Here is a 25,397-nt window from a genome sequence, read left to right as displayed (position 1 = left end):
TCAATATATCGACGCGAGCGATGCGGCGTCGAACGGTTGCAGTTCCGAATCGCGCCCTTCCCTGACCTTGGTCGCCCAGAGCGGGTCCTGGATCAGCGCCCGCCCGACCGCCACGAGGTCGAACTCGTCCCGGTCCAGACGTTCCAGCAGTTCGTCCAGCGACGCCAAGGCAGCGCTCTCGAAACGGGTTATGGTGGCGATCATGTCGCCGTGCAGGCCGATCGAGCCCACGGTGATGGAAGGTGCGCCGGTCAGCTTCTTCGCCCAGCCCGCGAAGTTGAGCGGAGACCCTTCGAATTCCGCCTCCCAGAAGCGGCGCTGGGAACAATGGAAGATATCGGCGCCGGCATCCATCAGCACCGTGAGCCATTTGTCCAAAGCCTCCGGCGTGGCGGCAAGCTTGGCCCCATAATCCTGCTGCTTCCATTGCGACAGGCGCAGGATGATCGGATAGTCCGGACCCACGACCTGGCGAACCGCCTTCAACACCTCCGCAGCGAAACGGGCCCGACCGGGCAGGTCCTTCGATCCATAGGCGTCTTCCCGGCGATTGGTGACGTCCCAGAAAAACTGATCGATCAGATAGCCGTGGGCGCCGTGCAGTTCCAGGCACGGAAAGCCTGCATCCCGGGCGGCGACGGCGGCCTGCGAATAAGCCGCCACGGCGTCCGCTATATCCTCCTCGCTCATCGCCACGCCATTTTTGTGCTTTGCGTCCAGATAACCGGAAGGGCTTTCATAGGGCCGTTCGGGCGCCCATCCCTTGGGCTGTCCCGCATTGACCGCACCGACATGCCATAGTTGAGGCGCCATCACGCATCCCGCCAATGCAACGTCTCTGCCCGCATCGGCCCAGGCGGCCAGCGCCGCATCGCCATGAAATCGGGGCACGTCGGGATGATTGAGCGAACAGGCGCGGTCGATCCCGGTGGCTTCGGATATGATCATGCCGACATCGGCGCGCGCGCGGCGGCCATAATAGGCCTTCATCTCGTCGCTCAATATGCCGCCGGGCGATTTGTACCGGGTCATGGGCGCCATGACGATGCGGTTCTTCAGATCGAGCCCCTTGATCGTACAGGGCGCAAACAGCTTCTCAAGTGACATCCGCTTCCCATTCATTGCGGCTTTTGCCAGGCCGGTTGAAATTGTGAGGAGTTTTTCACGCCTGGACGCCCGAGGAAAGACCACTAAGCCCTTCCCGGCGTCTTGGCGCATCTTCATCACATAGATAATGAAAACGCGACGGCCACGATCAGTCCGGCACATCCGCCAGACCGGGCAGCACCACCTTTCCCCGCATGGCCGGATCGATTCCCGAAGGATCTATCGACACGCCGAATTTCAGCTTGTTGTGGCTGTGCGCCAGCTGATGTAGGCCGAACGCCGCATTCATGACACCATTGCGGCCTTGTGCATCCTGAGCATTGTTGACGCTTTCCTTGGCGAGCTTCAGTGCGAATAGCGGCTTGCGGGCAATCCTTTGCGCCAGGTTCAGCGTGAAGCCTCCCAGTTCCCCCACGGGAACGACATGGTTCACCATTCCCAGCCGATGGGCATCGTCGGCGCTGAGGAAATCGGCTGTGAACAGCATCTCCTTCGCCTTGCGGAATCCCAGTTCCCATGGATGCGCGAAATATTCCGCGCCGTTCAGGCCCATGGCGACAGTATTGTCCATGAACTGCGCATCCTGCGCCGCGACGATGATGTCGCATGGCCAGACCAGCATGAGTCCCCCGGAAATACAGCGGCCCTGGACGGCCGCGATCGTCGGCTTCGCGATGTTGCGCCATCGTTCGGACAGCCCCTGATACATTTCCTTTTCACGCGCCATCTGCCCTTCCGCACCGTCGCAGGCGAAGCCGCACCAGGTTCCGACAGTCCGGTGACGCCCGATCGCCTCCTCCTTGTCCGGTTCGCGCAGATCGTGCCCGGCGGAAAAATGCGGACTGGTCGCAGCCAGGATGATGACCTTGATCTCGTCATCCTGCGCGGCACGGTCGAATGCCTCGTTGAGTTCGTAGAGCATCCGCGTGTCCTGCGCATTGCGGTGCGCGGGACGATCCAGCACGATCCGCACGACATGCGGAGCGGGGCATTGATAGTCTATCGTCTGAAATGGCTTCTGCATTGCCCACACTCCCCGTGGCGCCCATTCCCCCCATGCCGCAGCCGGTCTGTCCAACAGGCCTTACAGCCCATCAACTGTACCGGCCGACCTTCCAATCGCCAGAGCCGGGCGACAAATATCGAGCATGTGTTGAACATGCACGCGCATGGCCAAAGCCGTTGACAAGCCGGGCCACCGGAAGAAGCTTGCCCGCGACACGCCAAAAGCGAGCATGTTCCCGGCAAGGCCTGCAACCCGGTCCCGGCCGATATCTCCCCATGCCCGCGCCAGGAGAGGACAGACAATGTGGCAATTTGAGACGGACCCGGAGTTCCAGAAAACGCTCGACTGGATCGACTGTTTCGTCAGGGAAGAGGTGGAACCGCTGGAGCTGGTTCTCGACAATCCCTACGATCTTGCCCATCCGTTGTTCGAGCGGCTGGTCCGTCCACTTCAGGCCGAGGTGAAGCAACGGGGCCTGTGGGCCTGTCACCTTTCGCCCAAGCTGGGTGGTCCAGGCATGGGCCAGCTCAAGCTGGCGCTGATGAGTGAAAAATTCGGACGAGCGCGCTTCGGCCCGATCGTCTTCGGCGCGCAGGCGCCCGACACGGGCAATAGCGAGATTCTCGCCCATTACGGCACGGAGGAACAGAAGAAAAGCTATCTGGAACCGCTGCTGGCCAACCGGATCGTATCCTGCTTCACCATGACCGAGCCGCAAGGCGGCGCGGACCCTCTGGGCATGACGACATCCGCTATGCTGGATGGCGACCAGTGGGTCATCAATGGCGAAAAATGGTTCGCGTCCAACGCCCGTTTCGCAAGCTTCTACATCGTCATGGCGGTGACTGATCCCGACGCCGCGCCGCATGCGCAAATGTCGATGTTCATCGTACCGGCAGACACGCCCGGCATCGAGATCGTCAAGGATTATGGCTATCTGGGCGAACCGGACAAGGCCCATGCCCATCTGCGCTGGACCGATGTCCGGGTTCCTGCCGACGCCATGCTCGGCGGCCGGGGAAAGGCTTTCGAGGTTGCGCAGGTCCGGCTTTCGGGCGGGCGCATGCATCACGCCATGCGCGCGCTGGCGCAGGCCACCCACTGTTTCGAACAGATGTGCGAGCGCGTCCTATCCCGCAGTACGAAGGGCGAACTGCTTGCCCGCAAGCAGATGGTACAGGAAAAGCTCGCCGACAGCTGGATTCAGCTTCGTCAGTTTCGCCTTCTCATTCTGGAGACCGCTTGGCTCCACGACAGGGAAAGCGACTGGAGCAGGTTGCGCAAGAATGTCGCGGCGGTGAAGGTGCTGATGCCCAAGGTCCTGCACGACATCGCCGAACGGGCGCTGCATCTGCACGGATCGCTGGGCGTCACCGACGAGGCGCCCTTTGCGGACGCGCTGATCCACTCCTACACGCTGGGCCTGGCGGACGGACCTACAGAGGTGCACAAAGTCACCGTCGCGCGGGAGATATTGAAGGGCGTCGAACCCTGCGCGACGATGTTCCCCGACTATCTGCGTAGCCATGCAAAGGCGCGAGCGATCGCCAAATTCGGTCTCGAAGCCGAAGCGGGTGTGCCATGATCGACCCGGACACCGCCACGAAAGTCGACCCGGCACGCCTTCTGACATTCCTGAACGATGTCTTTGAAGAGCGGGAGACGGAACTGGGCATCGCGCCGGTCAGTGGCGGCCTCAGCAACCTGCTGTTCCGGGTCGATCATGGTGCGCGGCGGCTTGCGTTGAGGCGGCCACCGATGACCCCGGTCGACGCATCTTCCAACGACATCAGCCGGGAAATCCGCCTTCTCAAGGCATTGGGGCGGACCAGCGTGCCTCATGCCCGTCTGCTTGCGTCGGAGGAAACCGGCTCGGTGATCGGCGCGCCTTTCGCGCTGCTCGAATGGGTGGATGGATTCGCGCCGAGGAGTCCCCTGCCCCCTGCCTTTCGCGACGACGATGCCAAGACGCGGATGGGCGAGGAGATCGTCGATGCGCTGGCGATGCTGCACGCTGTCGACTGGCGCGCCATTGGCCTGTCGGATTTCGGGCGGCCCGACAATTTCCTTGAGCGACAGGTCGACCGCTGGGAAAAGCAGCTGGCCCGCAGCGGCGGCCGCAAGCTGGACGGTTTCGTCCGCCTCGCACGGCTGCTGCGCGATGAAATGCCCAAAAGCCGTCAGATCAGCCTGATCCATGGGGACTATCAGTTCGTGAACGTCATGTTCGCGCCCGCGACGCCGCCGCGTTTGAGCGCGATCGTCGATTGGGAACTGGCGACGATCGGCGATCCGATGCTCGATCTGGGCTGGCTTCTCGCCAGCTGGCGGGACGAGGGCGAGCCGGAGAGTTTCGCTCCCTATCTCGACTGGAACGGTTTCCCGCCGCGCGCGGACATGGCAGCCCGCTATGCGCAGGCTTCCGGTCTCGATGTGGGCGCCCTGCCCTATTATATGGCGCTGGCCTCGTTCAAGCTCGCGGTGATTCTTGAGGGCTGGTATCAGCGATATCTCGCTGGCCAGTCCACGCTGGAACGCCATGCCAGCATGGAATATGGCGTTCCCCGCATGCTGGAACGCGCGCTACAGCTCGCGCGATGGTCCGGCGGCCCACTCTTATCGGAGCAATCCATATGACGGACCCCCTTTTCCGCCTCGACGGCAAGGTCGCTCTCGTCACGGGCGGCAGCAGGGGTCTGGGGCGCGAAATGGCGCTCGCCTTCGCCCGCCATGGCGCCGATGTCATCGTAGCGAGCCGCAAGCTGGAAGCGTGCGAAGCCGTGGCCGCCGACATCCGCGCAATGGGCATGCGCGCGCTCCCTGTGGCGGCGCATGTCGGGAAATGGAACGAGATCGATGGGCTGATCGAGGCTGCCTATGACCATTTCGGCGCCATCGACGTCCTCGTCAACAATGCGGGCATGTCCCCGGCCATCCCAAGCGCGGAAATGGGCGAAGAGCTGTTCGACAAGATCCTGTCCCTGAATTTCAAGGGGCCGTTTCGACTTGCCAGCCAGATCGGGCATCGCATGGCGAAGGGCGACGGCGGCGCGATCATCAACATATCCTCGACCGGATCGCTGAAGGCAGTGCCGGGCGCCGTAGCATATTCCGGGGCCAAGGCGGCGCTCAACGCCATGTCGCTTTCGCTGGCCCATGAATTTGCGCCCCGGGTTCGCGTGAACACCATTGCCGCCGGTCCTTTCCTGACCGACATTGCCAAGGCCTGGCCCGCCGATCGGCAGATGACGGCGAACAATGCCCTCGGACGCCCGGGCAGGCCGGAAGAGATCGTGACGACCGCCCTCTATCTGGCCAGCCCCTGTTCCAGCTTCACCACGGGCACGCTTATCCGCGTCGACGGCGGCGGCTGAACGAAAAAATAAAGTGTTCGCGTTCCTGGGAACGCGAACACTCTCCTTTAAGATCATCAGAACCGGAAATCGATGCCGGCGCCATAGGTTCGGGGCGCCGCCGCCGTTCCAAGATCGCCCAGCGATTGTTCGGACACGGACGAATAATAGAGCTTGTTCGTCAGATTGCGTCCAAACAGGCGGATGCGAAGATCATTGGCGAACTTGTACGCGATCTGCGCATTCACGACATCATAGGCGTCCTGCTTGATGCGGTTGGTCGGCTCCCAGTAAAAACCGTCATTGTGGAAATAATTGGCCGACAGTTCCAGGTCGCCCATTCCCACCGGCACGACATAGGAGATATTCACATTGGCCGTCCAATCGGGCGCATGGATCATCTTGTTGCCCTTCGCATCGAAGGTGCATGCGGCGTTTCCGCCCGGCGATGTGGAGGAAGACGCAGGGCAGGTCAGGCCCGCGGGAACCGAGCTATAGGGCTGCGGAAGATAATAAGGCGCATTGGGGAAGGAATTGTATTTCCCGTCAAGCACCGTCAGATTCGCGCCAATCTGCAAATTCCCCAGCGGCATTCGCGGCGCCGCCACGACTTCGAACTCCAGGCCATCGGACTTCGCGCTGGCTGCGTTGAGCGTCTGGATGCCCCCCGGCAGCACGGTCGACAATTGGATATCCGAATAGTCGTAATGGAAGGCCGTGGCGTTGAAGCGTAACTGGCGATCAAAAAGGTCGGTCTTCAATCCGATTTCATAGGCGTCCAGCGTTTCCGGACGGGTCGGCAACTGCGTGATCGATGTCAGGTTGAAACCGCCGGTCTTGAAACCCCGGCTGCCGGACGCATAGAGCAGGATATCGGGCGCGACCTGATAGTCGGCGCCAAAGCGCCATGTCAGCTTGCGTGCGGAAATCTGCTTGTCATTGATGGTAACGAGCACGGTTCCGGCCGGTGCGCTATTGCCGGGCAGGGCGATCAGTTCGCCGTTCAATTTCGCCTTTTCATAGGTATAGCGCAAACCGGCGGTCAGGTTGAGGCCGTCCAGCACCTCCACATTGGCCTGCCCGAAGGCGGCGTAGGAATTGACATCCTGGTCCGATATACGGCTCAGGTTGAAGCTGGCAAGGCTCACGCTTTGCGTCGAGACCGGATTGATGGACGCCTTTGAATTCAGATAGAAAAGCCCGGTGGTAAGATCTGCGGGACCCAGTTTCGCCTCCAGCAGGAATTCCTGTTGGAACGTCTTGTTCTTCTCGTCACGAACCACGCCGACGATAGGGACCGGCGTGGCGTCCTGGTCGTAATGATTGTACCATTTATACTCGCGATAGGCCGTTATGCTGCGCAAGGTGACATCGCCCAGATCGAGCGTCGCATTCTGGCTGAACCCGAACTGGCTGCTTTTCGCGCGAGGGTCGAAACTGTAATTGCCGTCGAAAGCGCCACCGACCCGGTGGCCGCCCAGCACGGTTCGACTATCCTCATAAGTGTTGCGATTGGTGCCAAGGTCGTTCTTCTGGCGATCATAATCGCCCGCCAAAAGAATATTGAGGTTGTCCGTGAGATCGATGGCGAGCTTAACGCGAATGGACTGCTCGTCCCGCTTGTTGATCTCGCTGCCTGTCGCGATGTTATGGCCAAACCCCTTGCCCTGCGAAGTGCTGTACAGCGCCACGCTGGCCGCGACCTTGTCGCTCAGCCCGCCTGCGGCATAAGCCATTGCGGTCACGGTCTCATAATTGGCATAGGACAGGTCGAAAGCATATTCGGACTTCTGCGTCGGCGTTTTCGTGATGATCTGGACGACACCGCCAGTCGCATTGCGGCCGAACAATGTGCCCTGCGGCCCGCGCAGGACCTCCACCCGTTCGACATTGTTCAATCCGAACGCCGCGCCCGTCAGCGATGCGATGTAGACGCCGTCGACATAGGTGGCGATGGAGCTTTCATTGCCGATAATGGCCGACTGTGCCCCAACGCCGCGAATGAACGTCTGGGTGGTACCGTTGACGGTGGTTTGCAGCAGATTCGGCGTCGATATCTGCAAGTCCTCGCTTGTGGCGATGCCGCGTTCGGCCAGTGCCGTGGCGTCCAGCGCGGTGACCGCGACCGGTACCTTCTGGAGCGATTGCTCGCGACGCTGCGCCGTCACGATGATGTCGTCCACACCGCCGCGGGAAGCGCCGTCCGGGTTGGACTGAGACGACGCTGGTTCCGGTGAGTCCGCCTGCGCCATGGCGGGAATGCTCGCCAGAGCCGAGGCGCAGAGTAATGCGGTGCGCAATAGGTGAAACTGATTCATGTCTGTCCTCCCCTTATGTAATTATTCTGCTCGCTTGCGGAGCGGCGGCTACGCCATGTCCTTCGACCAGCCCGACGCATCGTCGGAGACCGGCTTTGGCGAGAGCAGTGTGAGCCCGCCATCGGCGACCAGATTTTGCCCGGTCATATTGCGCGACAGATCCGTCGCGAGAAACAGGATGACGCTGCCGATGTCGGACGGCGCGCCGATGCGCCGCAACGGATATTTTTCCGCGACCGCTTCATACCATTCGCTGGTCTGGTTCTGCCAGCGCGGCGTCGTGACAAGGCCCGGCGCGACGGCATTGACCCGGATGTTGAGCGGCCCCAGTTCGACAGCCGCCGTGGCGACCATGTGATTGAGCGCCGCCTTTGCGATGCCATAGCCGAACGCCGGATTGGTCCACACTCTGTGCCCGGCTACAGAACTGACGAGAACGATGCTCCCGCCGCCGGATTTCGCCATCAATGGCGCGCCGATCTGCAACGCCAGATAGGCATGGCGCAGCACATTGTCGAACTGCCACTGGAGATCCTCGTCGCCCATGGTCAGGATACCGCCGGCAATGCCGATCGCGATAATGTCGACAATGCCGTTCAGCTTTCCATGACGCGCTTCGATCTCGGCGAACAGCCGCACCATTGTCGGCCGGTCCTGCGCATCGCCAATGAAGGCGCTGCCCTTGACCTCGTCAGCAACATGTTGTGTCGCAGCATCCCGCCGGCCGACGCAAACCACATGCGCGCCCGCCTGGGCGAGGGCATGGGCCGCCTGACGACCTATGCCTTGGCCCGCCCCCAGAACCACGAAAACCTGGTCATCCAGTCGGCCCAGACCGCTGAAGTCAGGAACAGGTGTCTCGTCGAAATCCATAAGAACCTCCCGATGTCGCCTGATGCAGCGACATCAGCCGATGGATGGAACCGTTCGGCTTCCTGCCGTCGTCATTCCGCCGCGTTTGCGAAATCCGTGACCACAGCGACATCGCCGCCAGTCATGTACTGGCCGGGAAACAGCCCGCTCGGCTTGCCATGGTCCATGACGACCTGACCGTTGACGATGACATAATCGACGCCGCGCGCTGGTACGGTCCGGCGCCAATCTCCGCCGGGCAAATCATTCGCCACGACATATTTGCGTTCGAAACCAAGCGTGTCCAAATCGTAGATCACGATGTCGGCCGCCTTGCCTTCCTCCAGCGTGCCACGGTCATGGAAACCAAACATCCGCGCCGGGCGCGCACTCAGGATATTGTGCATTTCCTCCAGCGTCAGGCGCTTGTCTTCCTTGACCATCCAGTTGATGAGGTCGGTGGAATATTGCCCGCCCACGAACATCTTCACATGCGCACCCCCATCGGATGTCCCGGCGATCACGCGCGGATGGCGCAATATCTGCTCGATCTTGTTGCCGTCGCGCGACTGCGCCTCCGCAAGAACAAAATCGACCTGCATATGCGTGTCGACCAGGATATCGAAGAATACGTCCACAACATGCCGGTCCAGCTTCGCGGCAATGTCGCCGACCTTCATGCCTTCATAGGGCTGATAGGTTTCGCTTCCGATGGCCGAGCCCAGAATATATTTCTCGAAGCCGCCGCCTGTGGGAATGAAATATTCGTAGCGATAGGATTCCCGCGCAGCCTTGCGCCACTCCGCATTCTGGGCCAGCGCCATGCGCTCGCTGGTCGTCTTGCAGCGGGAAAATTCCTCGAACACCGGCACCGCGTTGAACAAGGTCGATTCCTCGATCTTGAACTCCGCCCAGCCGCGAAAAGTAACGGACTGAAGGTAGATTTCGAGACCCTCCTTCTCCATCCGGTCGACCCAGTCCAGCGTGTTCTTCCAGCGATTTATCAGTTCCAGCTGCGCCGGCGTCGGATTGTCGGAGCCTTCCACCGCCATGATGACGTTATGGATCACGGGCCGCCCCGAAATGCGAGCAAGCTTTTCCGAAATGTCCGGCCGCGACTCCATCCGCAGCTGAACCAGCGACTGGATGATGCCGTCGCCGCGTTCCCGCAATAGTTCCGCCAGGCAATAGGCGTCTTCCGGGTCCATGACGTCGGTGGGCACCGGCGTGCCATCGAAATCGACATGGCCATTGCCGTTCCCGAGCAACGAAAGGCTAAAGCCGCTCGCGCCTGCATCCATCGCTTCGTTCAGCAATTGTTTCATGCGCGCCCGCTCGGCGTCGGTCGTCGGCCGCGACTTCACCTCGTCGCCCTTGACGTAAACCAGAAGGGGATTGAGCGGCAGGAACATGCCGACATTGATCCCCTTCTTCATGGCGCGAAGATGCGCCAGCCATTCAGGGAAGCTTTCCCATTCCCAGTTGATGGCCTGCTGCTGCGCTTCATAGGGCACCTGTTCGGTGTTGACCATCATCATCATGTAGCGTTCGCGATGTTCCGGCCGGCACGGCGCATAGCCAAAACCGCAATTGCCCATCACCACGGAAGTCGTGCCATGCCACGAAGAGCTCGTGGCGTAGGGATCCCAATGCAGCGGGGCGTCATAATGGGTGTGCAGGTCGATCACCCCCGGAGCAACGATCCGGCCCATGGCGTCGATCTCCTTCAGCGCCTTTTGCTGCCCCAGGTCGCCAATCCGCACGATCCTGCCGTCCGACACTGCGAGGTCGGCAACGACGCGCCCGGCGCCCGTCCCATCCACAATGGTACCGTTACGGACGATGAGATCGTATGTCATTCTTGTCTCCTATGGTCGGATGGCGGATTTACCCGCCGCCCTTTATGACAAGGCGCGCGCTACATGCAGACGCATCCTGTTCCACATCCATGATCGTATATCGGGGACCAAAGGTCACGCCCGCCGGACCATCCATTACAGATGTAAAGGGCGGCCCGGCGGCCCATTGCGAACGGTCAGAAGCGAAAGCGCAACTGCATCCCATAGGTCCGCGGCTCGCCGACCGACGCGTGCGTGATGCCCAGCAGCGTCTGAAGGCCGATACCGCCACGGAAATAGGTCTTGTTCGTCAGGTTGTTCACGAAGAAGCTCGCATCGACCGGCGCGCCCAGCACATCGTTCCACGCAATGCGTCCGTTCACCAGCCCGTAGCCCGGCGCAACCGCCTCAGGTTCAAGATCGCTCTGCACGGCAAAGACAAATCGCGACTGGTAGAGATAATTGGCGTTGACGCTGATCTTGCCCCAGTCGTCCGGCACGGGCAGCGTCACCGTCGCGTTGACGCTGGCGTGATATTTGGGAACATTGGGAAAGGGATTAGCGGTGGCCTCATCATGGCCCACGATCGCCAGTTCGCCCCCGGTCAGGCCGATGACCGGAATGTCAAAGGCCTTGTACTTGGCATCGGTATAATCGGCAAAGCCCGAGATGCGGAACCATTTGTTGAAGATCAGTTCGCCTTCAACCTCGACACCACGAACCTGCGCCTTGGCGGCATTGGTCGTGAAGCCCTGCGCCTGCGAAGTCAGAGGATTGAAGATGATGACGCCGCGTTGCGCGTCGCGGATTTCCTGCTGGAACAGCGAAAGCGCAAGCCGCCCCCGCACCGTTCCGATATAGCCGTTCAGTTTGGCGCCCAATTCATATTCGGTGATGGATTCGGGCTTATATTCGCGAAGTGCAGGTACAACGACAGTCGTCGAAACACCACCTGGACGGTAGCCATGCTTTGCCGACGCATAGAACATCATATTGTCCGTCGGCCGCCAGTCGATGCTGCCGGTCCAGTTTGCATCGTTCGGAGACTGCCTGGTCAAAACGCCTCGGCAAGCAGCCTCATACACTGAAAAAGGCGTGTTGGTTCCCGGGCATACAGTGATGCCGCTTGCCTGACCGTTGGGAAGGCCCGTGGGCGTCAAAGCGGAATAACTCTGTGCATGGATGTTATCCCAGGTGTAGCGAATACCTCCCGTGACGCGCAGCTTGTTCGTGACTTTATATGTCGCCTGACCGAAAATCGCCTTGCTTCGCGTATCGATGCCATTGAGCACAGTGGTCGTAGAGCCAGTAAAAAAGCCACCAAACGCCTGGCCAAAGAGCGTGTTGCCAGGAACTATGTCGTCACGTTCTTCATAATATCCACCGACCATCCAGTCGAGGTTGTTGCCGACCATTCCGGACAGCTGCAACTCGTGCGAGAACTGCTTTTTCTGCGACGCACGCGCGGTAGGAGCGAATGTCGGCTGATAACCGTCAAGTATCGGAAAGGGTGAGGCGTCCGCGGAATAGCCGAGCGCGACATACATGCGCTGGTAGCCCAGCACATATTTCAGTTTGACCGCATCAAAGTCCAGTTCAAGCTTGTTGATGAAATTCTGTACCTTGTTCTTGTATATCAGCAAATCCGACGGCGTGTTGTAATAGACCTTGCGCGGCCCCAGTTGTTGCACCGTGTTCAGATAGCCCTGAAGTCCCTGACTGACCCCCGGGATAGCCGCCAGATCCGGATTGGCAGCAAGGAACGCGTTGAAGAAGGGGTAGGGCGACGTAGGCGAGAAAATGGTCGACGCCAATCCGTTCGGCCGTGCCGCCAGCAGATACCATGAGCTCTGGTGCGAATCCACATTGGAATAATCGAATATGGTCGTATTGGTCAGCCATTCATTCGGCGTCAATTTCGCGGTGATGCGAAACGCGTCAGAATGCTTGTTGTCCAGGTCAAAATTATCCTGGTTCAAGATCTTCGTATAACCGTCACGCCGGACAACATTGCCCGTAACGCGAATGCTCAAGACATCAGGCACGACCGGAATGGTCAGCGCGCCTTCGACTTCTCGATCATTATAATTTCCGATCTGGCCAGAAATATATCCCTCGAATTCATTGCCCGGCGCCTTTGGAGAATAAAGAACGGCGCCGCCATTTGCGGCACGCCCGAACAACGTACCCTGGGGCCCGCGCAGGACCTGGACGGAATCCATGTCATAAATACCCGCCAGCGATGGATATATTTGAACGACATCTGCAAAATAGATCTCGACGGTCGGATTGTTGCCGAAGTTATTATTCTCCGGCGCCTGGCCGCGAATGGTGAAATTGAGGTGATTTGAAGAAAAAACGCTGGTCGGCGTCAATGACGGCGTCACGCGCGCAAGATCCAGGGCATTGACCACCCCCAAGGACCTCAGATTTTCGCCGCTCACCGCGGTAACGGCGACGGGCACGGTCTGAAGGGTTTCCGCGCGCCGCCGCGCCGTGACGATGATATCGCCGCCGTCGACGGCCGCCTGTGGCGAGGTCGCCCCCTGATCCGCCGGAGCTTCCGCCGACTCCTGCGCATATGCAGGCGAGAGCGAGAGGGCGGCGACGCTTGCAGCCAGCAAAAACCGATATTTCATAAAATCCTCCCCGGCCGGTATTACGCCACCTTTGGCTCCCCGGCTTAAACGTGAATGCGAATGTCTCTTGTGGTCTACGTTTTTGGTTGACGATGCTGAAGTTCTCAAGTCAGTCCGCTGGTCCGAACTGGCTTATTACACCTGTAATCATCCTGGCAAAGCTGTCGTCTGTCCGCGATTTGCGCCCATGTCGTGATACTTGAGCATATCCAAACCATCAGGATGGGTCGAAACCGGCTCAAACGGCAAATATGATATGGGACAAGAGGCTATCATGGAGAGGCGCGACACGCGATTGTGGTCGGATCATTATCTGCCCGACGAAGTGAAGGGCATCCGCGCGGAGGTCAGGCATTTTGCCGACACCCATCTCCGCCTGGTTGCGCATGAACTGAACAATCGCGCGGAAACGCGAGACAGCTTTCCTCGGGCCATGCTTGGACAGATGGCCGCCGCGGGCATATTGGGGATCCCCTTCGCGGCCGATGTGGGCGGGCGAGGCCTCAAGCATCCAACGCTCTCGCTGCTCGTGGCGCTGGAAGAGATCGCCTATTATTCATCGGGCGTGGCGTCCGCGCTTCTCGACGCACAGCTTATCCTTGTGGGCCAGACGCTCGACCGGGCAGCGCCGCATCTGCGCCAATCCTATCTCCCCCGGCTCATCAGGGGCGAAATCGTGTGCAGTTTCGCGACCAGCGAGCCGGACGCCAGCACCGACCTGTCGCCGGCGCGCATGCAGACCAGAGCGGTCAAGGTCGAGGGCGGCTGGCGCATTTCGGGGCGCAAGCGATGGATCACCAACGCCGTGGCGGCCGACCATATGCTGGTGCTGTGCCGCACCGGCGACAAGGCACAGACATTGCTGCTCGTCAACATGCGCGACAATGGCGTCAGCGTCGCGGACCCTGACCGGAAAATGGGCAATCATCCGCAGCTGACATCCGACGTACTGTTCGAGGACAGCTTCGTTGCAGACGACCATGTCGTCGGCGAAGTGGGGGCGGGACTGCGCGGCGCGCTGGGTGCGTTGACGATCGGGCGCATGGGCATCGGCGCGGTCGGTGTGGGCATGGCTCAGGCCGCCTTCGACATAGCGAGCGATCATATGAGCCGGCGCAAGGTCTTCGGCCAGGAACTGGGCCGGTTCCAGCATTGGCAGATGACCTTCGCGGACCATGCCATCGCCATCGAACAGGCGCGCGCCCTGTTCCACAAGGCCGGCGCCATCTATGATGCGGGAGAATCGTGCGAAGTCGAAGCCGCCATGGCCAAGATCGTTGGGTCGCGGGCGGCAGTCGATGTCGCACGCGACGCCATTCAGGTCAGCGGCGCCTATGGTTTCGTCAAGGAAATGGGAGCGACGGGAGAGCAAAAAGCTTTGGAAGCGATCTATCGCGATTCCAAGATCGGTGAGATATACGAGGGCGCCAACGAAATTCAGAAATGGATCATTGCGCGACATTTCCTCGGTCGCGAAATTGTTGGCTGAAAGACAGGGGAAACAGGGAGAAACGCCGCTTGACCGTCGCCAGGCGGCCAAAGCGAAAAACCGACAGGGAGAGAAATGTGAGAGCCGTTCGCTTGCCCGCACCAGGAATCGGAAACCTTGCGTTGGTCCAAGAGGCGGAACCCCCGGCTCCGGCGACAGGCGAAATCGTTGTCCGGATCAGCGCAAGCTCGCTAAACTATCATGATTATGGTGTGGTATCCGGCCGGATTCCGACCGTTTCCGGCATTGTCCCCCTGTCCGACGGCGCGGGAACGGTCGTTGCCGTCGGCGCGGATGTCACGGAATTTGCCGTTGGCGATCATGTCGTTTCCACCTTCTTTCCTGACTGGATCGACGGGCGCGAACCCGATGCGCGCCCGTCCAACGTGCCCGGAGACGGGATCGACGGTTTCGCCAGGGACATGGTTTGCGCGCCATGGCACGCCTTCACCCATGCGCCACGCGGCTTCAGCCACAGGGAAGCCGCCACGATCACCTGCGCTGGCGTCACCGCATGGCGCGCGCTTGTCCCCAAGGGCCAACTGAAGGCGGGCAACACGGTCCTCGTCATGGGCAGCGGCGGCGTATCGGTCTACGCCCTGCAACTGGCCAAGGCGATGGGCGCCCGCGTCATCGCGACATCCTCATCCGACGAAAAGCTGGAGCGGCTACGCGCGCTCGGCGCGGACGAGGTCATCAACTATCGCAGCGATCCGGCTTGGGGCGCGACTGCGAACCGGCTTTCCGGCAAAGGCGTCGATATCGTCGTCGAGACGGGGGGCGCCGCGACCCTGGAGCAATCCATCGCCGCGACGCGCTATGGCGGAACGATCTCACTGGTCGGCGTGCTGGCCGGCATCCAGGGGCCGGTGCCGACCGCGCGGATATTCGGCAAGCAATTGACGATAGCAGGCATCACGGTGGGCAGCCGCCGCCACCAACTCGACACCGTCCGCGCGCTGGAGACAACGGGCATCCGCCCCGTCATCGGCAATCAATTTCCTCTGGAAGAACTGCAATCCGCATTTCTGCTTCAGGAAAAAGGCGCGCATTTCGGCAAGATCGCCATCGACTTCTGATACAAACCTCCGCCGGGTGGGGCCTGAATGTCACAGCCCGACCAGCCCCTTGCACGCGGCGAAGTCGGTGAACCAGTCCAGGCTCGCCGGATTGGCCATGGTTTCCCTACTCGCGACCTTTGCGACCTCCGCGCCCAGCAATATCTTGCGTACGGGAATTTCCAACCGCTTGCCCGTCATGGTATAGGGAATATCCGGCACGAACAGGATTTCATCCGGCACATGGCGCGGGCTGTTCTCGTCGCGCAATCGGCGAATAATTGCTGCCCTGACCGCATCGTCCGGCGCGACGCCCTCCTTCAGCTTGACGAACAAGGGCATGTAATAATCGCCGCCCGCAAGATTGCAGCACAGCACCAGCCCGTCCTGAACCCCGTCCACCTTTTCGAGCGTGCGGTAAATTTCAGCCGTGCCGATGCGGACGCCGAAACGGTTGAGCGTCGCGTCCGACCTTCCGTAGACATAGCAGCCAAGCCTGTCGTTCATCTTGAACAGGTCGCCCTGCTGCCAGACCTCCGGAAAGGTCTCGAAATAGCTGGCCCGATAGCGGGACTTGTCGGGGTCGTTCCAGAAATAGAGCGGCATTGACGGAACGGGCTTTGTGATGACCATCTCGCCGACCTCGTCGATCACGGGACGGCCCTGATCGTCAAAGGCGGCCACGTCGATGCCCAGCATCGGCCCCTGTATCTCGCCCGCATATATGGGCTGGATGGGAACGCCACCGACAATGCCCGAACATAGTTCCGTGCCGCCGCATTGCGATGTGACCCACAGATCGGGTTTCACAGCGTCGTAGAACCAGGCGAAAGTTTCGGGCGTCGAGGGCGCGCCGCCCAATATGATCGCCTCCAGCGCATCGAGGGCGAAATGGTCGCGCGGCCGGAAACCGGCCTTGGCCGCGGCCTGCACCAGCGTCGGACTGGCGCCCAGGACATGCGCGCCGGTATCCTGCGCGACGGCGAACAGCGTTCCCACGCCATCGGCGAAGGGGCTGCCGTCGTACAGGACGGTGCCGCCGCCCACGCACAGCGCGGACATAGTTGAGTTCCACATCATCCACCCGGTCGTGCTGTAGATGAACAGCACGGTTCCGGGCCGGATGTTCACATGAAAGCTCATGCCCTTCATATGCTGGATCAGCACGCCGACATGGCCCTGCACAATGGGCTTGGGCAGACCCGTGGTGCCCGACGAGAACAATATCCAGAGCGGATGATCGTGCGGCACCCGTTCGTAGCGGAACTGCTCGCGCGGCGGCGCGTCGCCCGCCACCAGATCGTCCCATTTGCGGAGGCCCCGATGGGCCACCGGCGCGCCGGATGGATGGGCATAATCCAGCCAGACCAGATGTTCGAGCGTGGGCAGTTTCCCGACGATGGCGGCGATATCCGCGCGCCGGTCGAAATCCCTGCCCGCGAACCGATAACCATCGGCGGCAAAGATCAGCTTGGGCTCGATCTGCGCGAAACGGTCCGTCACGGTGCCGACCCCGAATTCCGGCGCCGCGGACGACCAGATGGCGCCAATCGCCACGGTCGCCAGCATCGCTATGGCCGTTTCGGGAATATTGGGCATATAGGATACGACCCGATCGCCGGGCACAACCCCCAGATCGCGCATCGCGGTCGCCAGCCGGCGGACCTTCTCCTCGAGTTCCTGCCAGCTGACCGTGCCGCCGGGCCGCATTTCGGACCGATAGTGGATGGCCACTGCGTCCCCGCCCCTGGAATCCAGGTTTCGCAGCACATGTTCGGCATAATTGACGCGCGATCCGGTAAACCAGCGCGCATCGATCATGGCCCCCTTGGTGCAGACCTCTTCATATGGCCGGTCGGACCATATCTGGAAATAGTCCCACAAGGACGCCCAGAACGCATCGGGTTCGTCAACCGACCAGCGCCACAGGGCGGGATAGTCTGTGAAATCATGCCCCCGCGGCCTTAGCCATTCCATATATTGCGCAAGGTTGGATCCGGACGCAAAATCCTGCGACGGACGCCACAGCAATTCTCCTTCGACTGTCATGCCTTCTTTCCATCCTCTCACATCCGCCCCGCAATCGATGGAAGAATGGAATGAACCGCAGGCCGAGCGAAGAGCAATCCGTCATTGCCTGCCAATCCATCAGGAATGTGAAGCCGTGCGGCAGGCGCGATCCATGCCTGCCCGACACTGGACTGCGCACGCGCCGCCGTGCATCACCGCCTCTCAGCATGTCAAAGAAGGGAGTGTTACATGCCGGCCTATATTGTCTTCATGCGTGAAAATATCCGCGACGAGGAGGAGATGAAAATCTATTCGAGGATGGCCGGCCCCACCTTCGCCGGACATGAAGCGATCCCCCGCGCCGTCTATGGAGCGACGGAAACACTGGAAGGCCCGCCGACGGACAGCGCGGTCATCGTAGAGTTCAAGACGGTGGAAGCGGCCAGGGCCTGGTATGACAGCCCGGCATATCAGGAAGCGAAGCGGCACCGGCATCTGGGCGCCGATTATCGCGCCTTCATCATCCAGGGGGTCTGAATATCGGGTCGTCGGCGCCATTCGGCCCGCACCGTCCGACATTGCAATATTGCATCCGCAATTTCCTGCTGCGACGATCCACTATCCATCGGATGACTGGCAAATCCCCTGCCCGGAATTGTAGCGGAGCAGTGTAATATTGTTTCGCGTTTGAATGGAGGTTTTATGGTGAAGTCGGCAGTCGTGACAGGCGCATTTGGTGCACTGGGTCAGGCAGTAACAGCCTGTTTCCAATCGTTCGGGGTGCAAGTCGCGTGCATCGATTATGCGCCGGTTCCTGCCGGATGGCCCGAAGGCGGCGTGGCGATAGGCGATGTCGACCTGGCCGATCCTTCATCCGCGGAACAGGCGCTTCGCGAAGCCGCGGAGCGGCTTGGCGGGATCGACGCCCTTATCAATGTCGCCGGCGGCTTTGTCTGGCAGAAGTTCGAGGATGGCGATCCTGCCAGCTGGCTGAAACTCTACGCATTGAACCTTCAGACGACGGCGAATGCGATCAAAGCCGCCCTTCCCTTCCTGCTGAACCAATCGGCCGCGCGGATCGTCAATGTCGGCGCATTCGCCGCACTTCGAGCGGACACCGGCATGGGCGCCTATGCCGCATCGAAATCGGCGGTCCATCGGTTGACTGAGACGCTTGCCGCCGAATTTGCCGACCGCGACATCACCGTCAACGCCGTCCTGCCCAGCATCATCGATACGCCGACCAATCGGCGCGACATGCCGGACGCCGACACCAGCACATGGGTGAAGCCCAGGGCGATTGCCGATGTCATCGCCTTCCTGTGCTCGGCAGAGGCGGGCGCGATCAGCGGCGCCCTCATTCCCGTGACACGCGGCGGCTGATCCCCACTGCATCGGGGCAGGACCGGCTGGCCCTGCCCCGCGCCCCCTTTATCCGTGGCCCAGCATGGCCTTGGTTTCCAGATATTCGGCAAAGCCATGGTCGCCCCATTCGCGTCCATTGCCGGACTGCTTATAGCCGCCAAAGGGCGCCGTGAAGTCCAGGCCCGCCGCATTGAGCGTCACCTGACCGGCGCGCAATTGCCGCGCCACCCGATTGGCGCGGGCGGGATCGCCGCTCTGGATATAGGCGGCCAGCCCATAGGGCGTATCGTTCGCCAGCGCGATGGCGTCGGCTTCATCCACATAGGCCTGGATCACCAGCACCGGCCCGAAAATCTCCTCCCGAACCACCGTCATGTCGGGCGTCACATCGGCAAAGATGGTCGGTTTCACGAAATAGCCGCGCTTCAGTCCGTCCGGCCGTCCGGGCCCGCCCGCCACGACCGTCGCGCCTTCCTCGACACCCTTTTCGATGAGTTGCTGGATACGATTCCATTGCACTTCGGACACGACGGGGCCGAGCCGGACCTCCTCTTCGGGATTTCCGACGGTCAGCGATTCCGCCGTCTTCTTCGCGATGGCCTTTACCTCGTCGAGCCGGCTCGCCGGCACCAGCATTCGCGTCGGAGCATTGCAGGACTGACCGGAATTCAACATCATACGGACGATCCCGCCCGCCACCGCTTCCTCGAAATTCGCGTCGTCAAGCAGGATATTGGGCGACTTGCCCCCCAGTTCCTGCGCAACCCGCTTGACGGTCTGCGCAGCCGTCTGAGCGACCTGAATGCCGGCGCGGGTGGACCCCGTAAACGACACCATGTCGATTTCCGGATGGCCAGCAATCGCCGTTCCGACACCTGGTCCGTCGCCGTTAACCAGGTTGAACACGCCCGCCGGGACACCGGCGGCATCGCAGATCTCGGCGAAGATCATGGCGGAGAGCGGCGCGACTTCGGACGGCTTGAGCACCATCGTGCAGCCCACTGCCAGTGCCGGCGCGACCTTGCACGTGATCTGGTTGATGGGCCAGTTCCATGGCGTGATCAGACCGCAAACGCCAATGGGTTCCTTGACGATCATGGTCGTGCCGCGAAGTTCCTCGAACGCGAAATTCTGGAGCATCGCATGGGCGGTCTTGATATGGGCCAGCCCCAATGCGACCTGATACTGGCTGGACAGCCAGGAAGGCGCGCCCATTTCGGACGTGATCGCCTTGGCCATCTCTTCCTTCCGCTTTTCATACTCCTCAACAATCCGGCCCAGCAGCGCGACACGGCTTTCGATGCTGCTTTGCGAAAAGACGCCGAAGGCACGCCGGGCGGCGACGGCGGCGCGATCGACATCGGCCGCCGATCCTATGGAGATGCTTGCGACCGGCTCTTCGGTCGCCGGATTGATTACATCCAGCTTTCTGGGTTCGGCCGGATCGACCCAGGCTCCGTCGATGTAGAATTTCAAATAGTCGGGCATAACATCTCCTATCTCAAATATAGCTTAAGGCCTGAATAGCGCAGTCGAAGGCGTATCGACCATCGGTACGACTTTCATCATATGGATGATGCTTTTACACCAAGAGGTCGTCCGCGCAGCCATTGACCGATAGCAATGATACCATCCGTCCAAAACAGGGGACATAAGGCAGCCCCTTCTGCGCAGGAGAGCGGCTTTGATCAGCTTTGCCAAGAAGACATGCCCATATTGCGAGGCGAATTGCGGCGTCGTGGCGACGATCGAAGACAATCAAGTCATCGCCATAAAAGGCAATGGCGATGACAAATATAGCCACGGCTATGTCTGCGCCAAGTCACAGGCGATGCTGGGCCTGAACCGCGATCCCGACGTCCTGCGCATGCCTTTGAAGCGTACGGGCTCGCGCTTCGAGGAAATCAGCTGGCAGGAAGCGTTCGACATCGCCGGTCAGGCACTACTCGGTATTCGCAACCAGCACGGCGCCGAAGCGATCGCCACCTATCTCGGCAATCCCGGCGGCCACAGCCCCGACCTGCTGATATTCGGCGGCCTTCTGGCCTCAGCCGTCGGTTCGACGCAATTCTACACCGCCGCTTCCATCGACGCCTTTCCAAGCCTGCTCGCCAACGCCTCGATGCTGGGCGACATCGGGCTCAATCCCCTTCCGGATATCGACCGGCTTTCCTTCCTTCTCGTCATCGGCGCCAATCCGATGGTGTCGAACGGCAGCCTGTGGAGCGTCCCCGGGCTGCCCAAGGTGCTGGGCAAGATGCGCGCGCGCGGCGGGCGCATGATTGTGGTCGATCCGCGCAAGACAGAAACGGCCGAGCAGGCGGACGAGCATATCGCTATCCATCCGGCAAGCGACGCGCTGCTTTTGCTGGCCCTCATCCACACTTTCTTCGACGAGGGGCTCGTCTCCCTCGGCCGCCTGACGCCCATGGTCAGGAACCTTGATGCTCTTCAGCGGTTGGCGAACGGCTATCCCCCCGAATCCATCGCTGTCGAGACGGGGATAGAGTCGGCCCGCATCAGGCAATTGGCCCGCGAGATCGCAACCGCCCAGGGCGCCGCAGTCTATGGCCGCATCGGCGCATCATGCCAGCCTTTCGGATCGGTCTGCGCCTGGCTGATCGGCTGTCTCAACATTCTGTCGGGCAATCTCGACCGCGAAGGGGGGCTGATATTTTCCAAGCCAGTGGTGCCCAACCTCTTCTATTCCGCGCCTTTCGTCGGCGATCAGCCGCCCTATGGCCGCTACCACACGCGTGTCCGCAAGCTTCAAGAGATCGGGGGCCAGCTTCCTGCCGCCGCCCTGGCGGAAGAGATAGAGGGGGATGAAACAGGCCGCATTCGCGCGCTCATCTGCATCGCGGGCAATCCCGCCCGCTCCTTTCCCAACAGCCCGCGCATTGAAGGCGCCCTGGCCTCGCTCGATTTCATGGTCGCGATCGATCCCTATCTCAATGAAACCAGCAGCCACGCCGACATCATCATTCCGCCGCTCGACACCCTGTGCAAGCCAAGCTTCACCTTCCTGTTCAGCGCCTTCATGCCGCACAGCTTCGTCCGTTACGCGCAGCCCGTGCTGCCCAAGCCCCACGACCGCCCGTCCGACGGCGACATCGCGATCGAACTGGCCGCAAGGCTGCTCGACAAACCGAGGGCCGAAGTCGAACAGGCGCATCTGATGGCGCTTGTGACGCAGGCTATGGCCATGTTCGACTATGATGGGGAATTGACGCCCGACGTCATTTTTGCGCGGCTTGACGGTGCAACGGGCAGCGAGAAGATTTTCGACCTGCTCGTGCGACTGGGTGATTTCGGTGACCGTTTCGGCATGAGGCCTGAGGGACTGTCCCTGGCAAAGGTGCGCCAGGAACCCGATGGCATCATGCTGGGCGCGGCGCCCGCGGGCCGACTGCCCGGCCTGATCCGCACGCCGGACAGGATGATCGACCTCGCGCCCGCCGCCATCGCCGACGACCTGCGCCGTTTGAACGACTGGCGCCGTGAAGGACGTTTCGCGCCACCCATGCCACAGGCCGGACGTTTCCTGCTGTTCGGACGGCGCGATCGCCGGTCGATGAACAGCTGGCTCCATAATGTGGAGACGCTGGCCAAGGGACCGGAGCGGTTCCAGTTGCTGATGCACCCGGATGATGCGGCAGTGTTGGGCATCCGGGATGGGGACCGCGCGGACATGTCGACGGCCGGCAACAGCATCACGGTATCGGTCCAGCTGTCCGATACCGTGCGTAGCGGATCGGTCAGCCTGCCTCACGGATGGGGTCATTATGCCGAGCGCAGCCGCACGCAGGTCGCCAGCAGCCGTCCCGGCCCGAATTTCAACATATTGACCGATGAGGGCGAACTGGACGCGCCAAGCGGCAATGCCGTGTATAACGGCATTGCCGTGACCATCCGGCCGGTCGCGGCGGACGCAGGGGTTCGGGAAGCCAGCGGAAACGCGGTCGCCCCCGCCTGATCCGGACGGATTTCAAAGCGGCGAACGCCCTAACTGAACCGTTCGCCGCTTTCATTGCCCAGAAAGCCTAGAAGGAATATTTCACCTCCGCTCCCCAGGTCCGCCGCTCCCCGATGATGCCGAAGTCGAAACCCAGCGCCTGCGTGTTGCTGAAGAAGGGGAAATAGCGTTCGTTGGACAGATTCTTGCCCCATAGCGAAAATTCGAAATTGCGCTGAACCGTGAACGCCAGACGCGCGTCGAACAGCCAATAAGGCCGCCCGCCATGCGAATAGACGGTATTGCCGACCAGGACGCCGGCGCCTTCGGGCGTATAGGCGAACTTGCCGGAATGGAACGCATTGCCGTAGAGATGGATTTCGCTCTCGTCGCGCGCATAAAGCCGCGCATCGAACCCGCCCTGCACGGTGATGTCGGGCGCATAGGGGAACGGATTTCCGCCAATCGGCCCCGCGAAAGTCGCCTGACCGTCATCATATTTGCTGTCGAGCAGGCCAAGATTGGCGTAAGCGCTCAACCCATCGGAAATCCTGAGATTGCTCTCCACCTCCAGCCCCTTGATGGTGCCGTCAAAGCCGCGCAGTGTAGTCAGCAGCGACGATCCAACGGCGATCTGGTCCTGAACCTGCTGCCGCTTATATTTCATGTAGAAGGCCGTTAGGTTGAAGGTCAGCCGTCTGTCGAAAAGGGAAGATTTCAGGCCCAGTTCGAAATCATCGACCCGCTCCGGTTTGATGTAGAGGATTTCCGCTTCGGAAAAGAGCGGCTGTCCGTTGAAGTTTCCGCTACGCCAGCCGCGCGAATAGCTGCCGAAAAGCAGAATATCGTTCGTAACCTTGTAACTGAGAATCGCGCGGCCGGAAAAATATCCGTCCTTCTTGTCAAGGGGCTTGGCGTACAGATTGGGATCGAATGTGAGGCTCGCCGGAATGGTCATGACGATCGGCGTTCCGCCGACATCCTTGTCCACCAGATAGGCCTGCGCATCGAAAAACTGATTGCGGTCACGCGTATATCGACCGCCCAACGCCAATGTCAGGCGCGGAACCAGTTCATAGCTGGCCTCGGAATATAGGGCGTAGGATTGCCTTCTCTGGTCGAAATTATACCGGAATATCCCGCCAGCCGGCGTGTAGGGATAGAATTCGACCTGATTGCGGATCTTCTGATAGTCCCGGCCATAATAGACGCCCGCGACCAGATTGAACCCCGGCGATTCATAGTTCAGGCGCAGATCCTCGCTCATCTGATCGCCATCGACATTGCCATGGAAACCCAGGATGAAGGAGGGCGACCCATCAGGATCGGAACGCTGCCGCAACTTCGCCTTGCTGTAGGATGTTACCGAAACCAGCGACAGGGCGTCGTCAAGCTTGACATTGACGTTGAGGGTCACGCCCCCAGCGTGGGTCTTCACACGGCCGGTGTGATCCGATTCCGCCTGAAAGTCGCCTAGGCCATTGCGGGAATAGCCGTAGGGATTGGTGCCGCCAGGCCCTAGCCCGACAGAGAAGGATGCAGGCGGTACGGGATTGTCACGATTGTAAAAGCCGGTGAGATTGACATCGACATCGGCAGAGGGTTGCCAGCGCAGCGTCAAGCGCCCACCGAAACTGTCGACGGATGCGAAATCGGGGCCATCACCCACATTTTCGACCGACCCCTTCCCCTTGCGGTAGATGACGGCCGCGCGCGCCGCCATGTCGCTGCCAAGTTCGAAATCGCTCGCCGCTTCAAACGCGAAGCGGCTGAACCGCCCTATGCCGGCCTTCACATAAGCGTCCGGATTGCCGTCAAGCGTCGGCTTGCGCGTAATATAACTGATCGCGCCTGCAGTCGTATTGCGGCCGAACAATGTGCCCTGAGGGCCGCGCACGACCTCCAGCCGCTCCAGGTCGAAAATCTGCGCACCCTGCGTTGGGCGGAAGGTCTGATAGACCTCATCCACATAAATGCCTATGGGCTGGGCGGTATTCACGTTGAACTGGTTGGCGGTGCCCACGCCGCGCAGAGTGAAGTTCGGCTGGCTTTGCCCCGCGAAGGAACCGACCTGCAAATTGGGCACCAGTTGGGGAAGCTGGTCGGCCTGCACGACATGCAGCGCCGCAAGTCTCTGCTCACTGATGGCCGACACGGCGACCGGCACATCCTGAAGCCGTTCCGCGCGCCGCCGCGCGGTGACGACGATATCCCCCAACCCTGCCCCGCCGTCGGCGCGCTGCGGCGTTTCGTTCGGATTACCGGATGAGGTCTCCGCCAGTGCAGTCCCACAAAGCGCGGGAGAAAATATGGCTGCAAAGGCAATAACGCTCGTTCCGACCTTGAAAATCGACAATTCCACCTCCCCTGTACTTATGGCTTTCTTTGGTCATACATCGACAATCCA

At 60.8% G+C, this 25,397-nt stretch carries 17 protein-coding genes; 8 read left to right on the top strand and 9 right to left on the bottom strand.

All coding sequences use genetic code 11. The features are described 5' to 3' along the window. Together HUK72_RS21875 and HUK72_RS21870 are read right to left on the bottom strand one after the other, a co-directional pair. Positions 1-1,107 carry a 12-oxophytodienoate reductase gene (locus tag HUK72_RS21875; RefSeq protein ID WP_176598649.1) on the bottom strand — a complete coding sequence of 369 codons (1,107 nt, stop codon included), beginning with the start codon at positions 1,105-1,107 and terminating at the stop codon, positions 1-3. 148 nt (positions 1,108-1,255) lie between these two features. Further along, positions 1,256-2,131: an enoyl-CoA hydratase gene (locus HUK72_RS21870; protein WP_176598648.1), complete on the bottom strand. Its 876-nt coding sequence runs from the start codon at positions 2,129-2,131 to the stop codon at positions 1,256-1,258. A gap of 283 nt (positions 2,132-2,414) precedes the next feature. Between HUK72_RS21870 and HUK72_RS21865 the strand changes: the two genes are divergently transcribed. Genes HUK72_RS21865 through HUK72_RS21855 form a run of 3 tightly spaced genes read left to right on the top strand, consistent with a single transcriptional unit; the run spans position 2,415 to position 5,487 of the window. Further along, positions 2,415-3,698, top strand: coding sequence for an acyl-CoA dehydrogenase family protein (locus HUK72_RS21865; protein WP_176590580.1), 1,284 nt, complete (start codon positions 2,415-2,417; stop codon positions 3,696-3,698). After that, positions 3,695-4,750 carry a phosphotransferase family protein gene (locus tag HUK72_RS21860; RefSeq protein ID WP_176590579.1) on the top strand — a complete coding sequence of 352 codons (1,056 nt, stop codon included), beginning with the start codon at positions 3,695-3,697 and terminating at the stop codon, positions 4,748-4,750. Before HUK72_RS21865 ends, HUK72_RS21860 begins: the two co-directional genes overlap by 4 nt. Then, positions 4,747-5,487 carry an SDR family NAD(P)-dependent oxidoreductase gene (locus HUK72_RS21855; RefSeq protein WP_176590578.1) on the top strand — a complete coding sequence of 247 codons (741 nt, stop codon included), beginning with the start codon at positions 4,747-4,749 and terminating at the stop codon, positions 5,485-5,487. Before HUK72_RS21860 ends, HUK72_RS21855 begins: the two co-directional genes overlap by 4 nt. Positions 5,488-5,543: 56 nt before the next feature. Here HUK72_RS21855 and HUK72_RS21850 read toward each other — a convergent pair whose 3' ends face one another. The 4 genes from HUK72_RS21850 to HUK72_RS21835 all read right to left on the bottom strand — a co-directional run bounded on the left by HUK72_RS21850 (position 5,544) and on the right by HUK72_RS21835 (position 13,113). After that, positions 5,544-7,784: a TonB-dependent receptor gene (locus HUK72_RS21850; protein WP_176590577.1), complete on the bottom strand. Its 2,241-nt coding sequence runs from the start codon at positions 7,782-7,784 to the stop codon at positions 5,544-5,546. Between the two features lie 48 nt (positions 7,785-7,832). Next, positions 7,833-8,657 carry an SDR family NAD(P)-dependent oxidoreductase gene (locus tag HUK72_RS21845; RefSeq protein ID WP_176590576.1) on the bottom strand — a complete coding sequence of 275 codons (825 nt, stop codon included), beginning with the start codon at positions 8,655-8,657 and terminating at the stop codon, positions 7,833-7,835. Positions 8,658-8,728: 71 nt separating this feature from the next. Next, entirely contained in the window at positions 8,729-10,495 is a 1,767-nt protein-coding gene (locus HUK72_RS21840) for an amidohydrolase family protein (RefSeq protein ID WP_176598647.1), read from the bottom strand. A 176-nt stretch (positions 10,496-10,671) separates the two neighbouring features. Beyond that, positions 10,672-13,113, bottom strand: a complete 2,442-nt coding sequence (locus tag HUK72_RS21835; protein WP_176598646.1) for a TonB-dependent receptor — start codon at positions 13,111-13,113, stop codon at positions 10,672-10,674. A 274-nt stretch (positions 13,114-13,387) separates the two neighbouring features. Here HUK72_RS21835 and HUK72_RS21830 point away from each other — a divergent pair, with 274 nt between their 5' ends. Together HUK72_RS21830 and HUK72_RS21825 are read left to right on the top strand one after the other, a co-directional pair. Further along, positions 13,388-14,602, top strand: coding sequence for an acyl-CoA dehydrogenase family protein (locus tag HUK72_RS21830; protein ID WP_176598645.1), 1,215 nt, complete (start codon positions 13,388-13,390; stop codon positions 14,600-14,602). A gap of 77 nt (positions 14,603-14,679) precedes the next feature. Next, positions 14,680-15,681: an NAD(P)-dependent alcohol dehydrogenase gene (locus HUK72_RS21825; protein ID WP_176590572.1), complete on the top strand. Its 1,002-nt coding sequence runs from the start codon at positions 14,680-14,682 to the stop codon at positions 15,679-15,681. A 30-nt stretch (positions 15,682-15,711) separates the two neighbouring features. Here the strand turns inward: HUK72_RS21825 and HUK72_RS21820 are convergent, their stop codons facing one another. Next, on the bottom strand, positions 15,712-17,709 hold the full coding sequence (locus tag HUK72_RS21820; RefSeq protein WP_176598644.1) for an acetoacetate--CoA ligase: 1,998 nt from the start codon (positions 17,707-17,709) through the stop codon (positions 15,712-15,714). 210 nt (positions 17,710-17,919) lie between these two features. Here HUK72_RS21820 and HUK72_RS21815 point away from each other — a divergent pair, with 210 nt between their 5' ends. Continuing rightward, the gene (locus HUK72_RS21815; protein ID WP_176598643.1) at positions 17,920-18,207 is read left to right on the top strand and encodes a DUF1330 domain-containing protein; all 288 of its coding nucleotides are present in this window, start codon (positions 17,920-17,922) and stop codon (positions 18,205-18,207) included. Positions 18,208-18,372: 165 nt separating this feature from the next. Next, the gene (locus HUK72_RS21810) at positions 18,373-19,053 is read left to right on the top strand and encodes an SDR family NAD(P)-dependent oxidoreductase (protein ID WP_176590569.1); all 681 of its coding nucleotides are present in this window, start codon (positions 18,373-18,375) and stop codon (positions 19,051-19,053) included. A gap of 48 nt (positions 19,054-19,101) precedes the next feature. Here the strand turns inward: HUK72_RS21810 and HUK72_RS21805 are convergent, their stop codons facing one another. Continuing rightward, positions 19,102-20,523: an aldehyde dehydrogenase family protein gene (locus HUK72_RS21805; protein ID WP_176598642.1), complete on the bottom strand. Its 1,422-nt coding sequence runs from the start codon at positions 20,521-20,523 to the stop codon at positions 19,102-19,104. A gap of 196 nt (positions 20,524-20,719) precedes the next feature. Between HUK72_RS21805 and HUK72_RS21800 the strand changes: the two genes are divergently transcribed. Then, positions 20,720-23,011 carry a molybdopterin-dependent oxidoreductase gene (locus tag HUK72_RS21800; RefSeq protein WP_176598641.1) on the top strand — a complete coding sequence of 764 codons (2,292 nt, stop codon included), beginning with the start codon at positions 20,720-20,722 and terminating at the stop codon, positions 23,009-23,011. Positions 23,012-23,078: 67 nt separating this feature from the next. On the opposite strand, the gene HUK72_RS21795 is transcribed toward HUK72_RS21800, so the two are convergent. Then, positions 23,079-25,346, bottom strand: a complete 2,268-nt coding sequence (locus HUK72_RS21795; RefSeq protein WP_176590566.1) for a TonB-dependent receptor — start codon at positions 25,344-25,346, stop codon at positions 23,079-23,081. Between the last annotated feature and the right edge of the window lie 51 nt (positions 25,347-25,397).

This window comes from Sphingobium sp. 15-1, from assembly GCF_013375535.1.
In the GTDB taxonomy this organism is placed as follows: domain Bacteria; phylum Pseudomonadota; class Alphaproteobacteria; order Sphingomonadales; family Sphingomonadaceae; genus Sphingobium; species Sphingobium aromaticivastans.
This window is presented reverse-complemented; position numbering and strand designations above follow the sequence as displayed.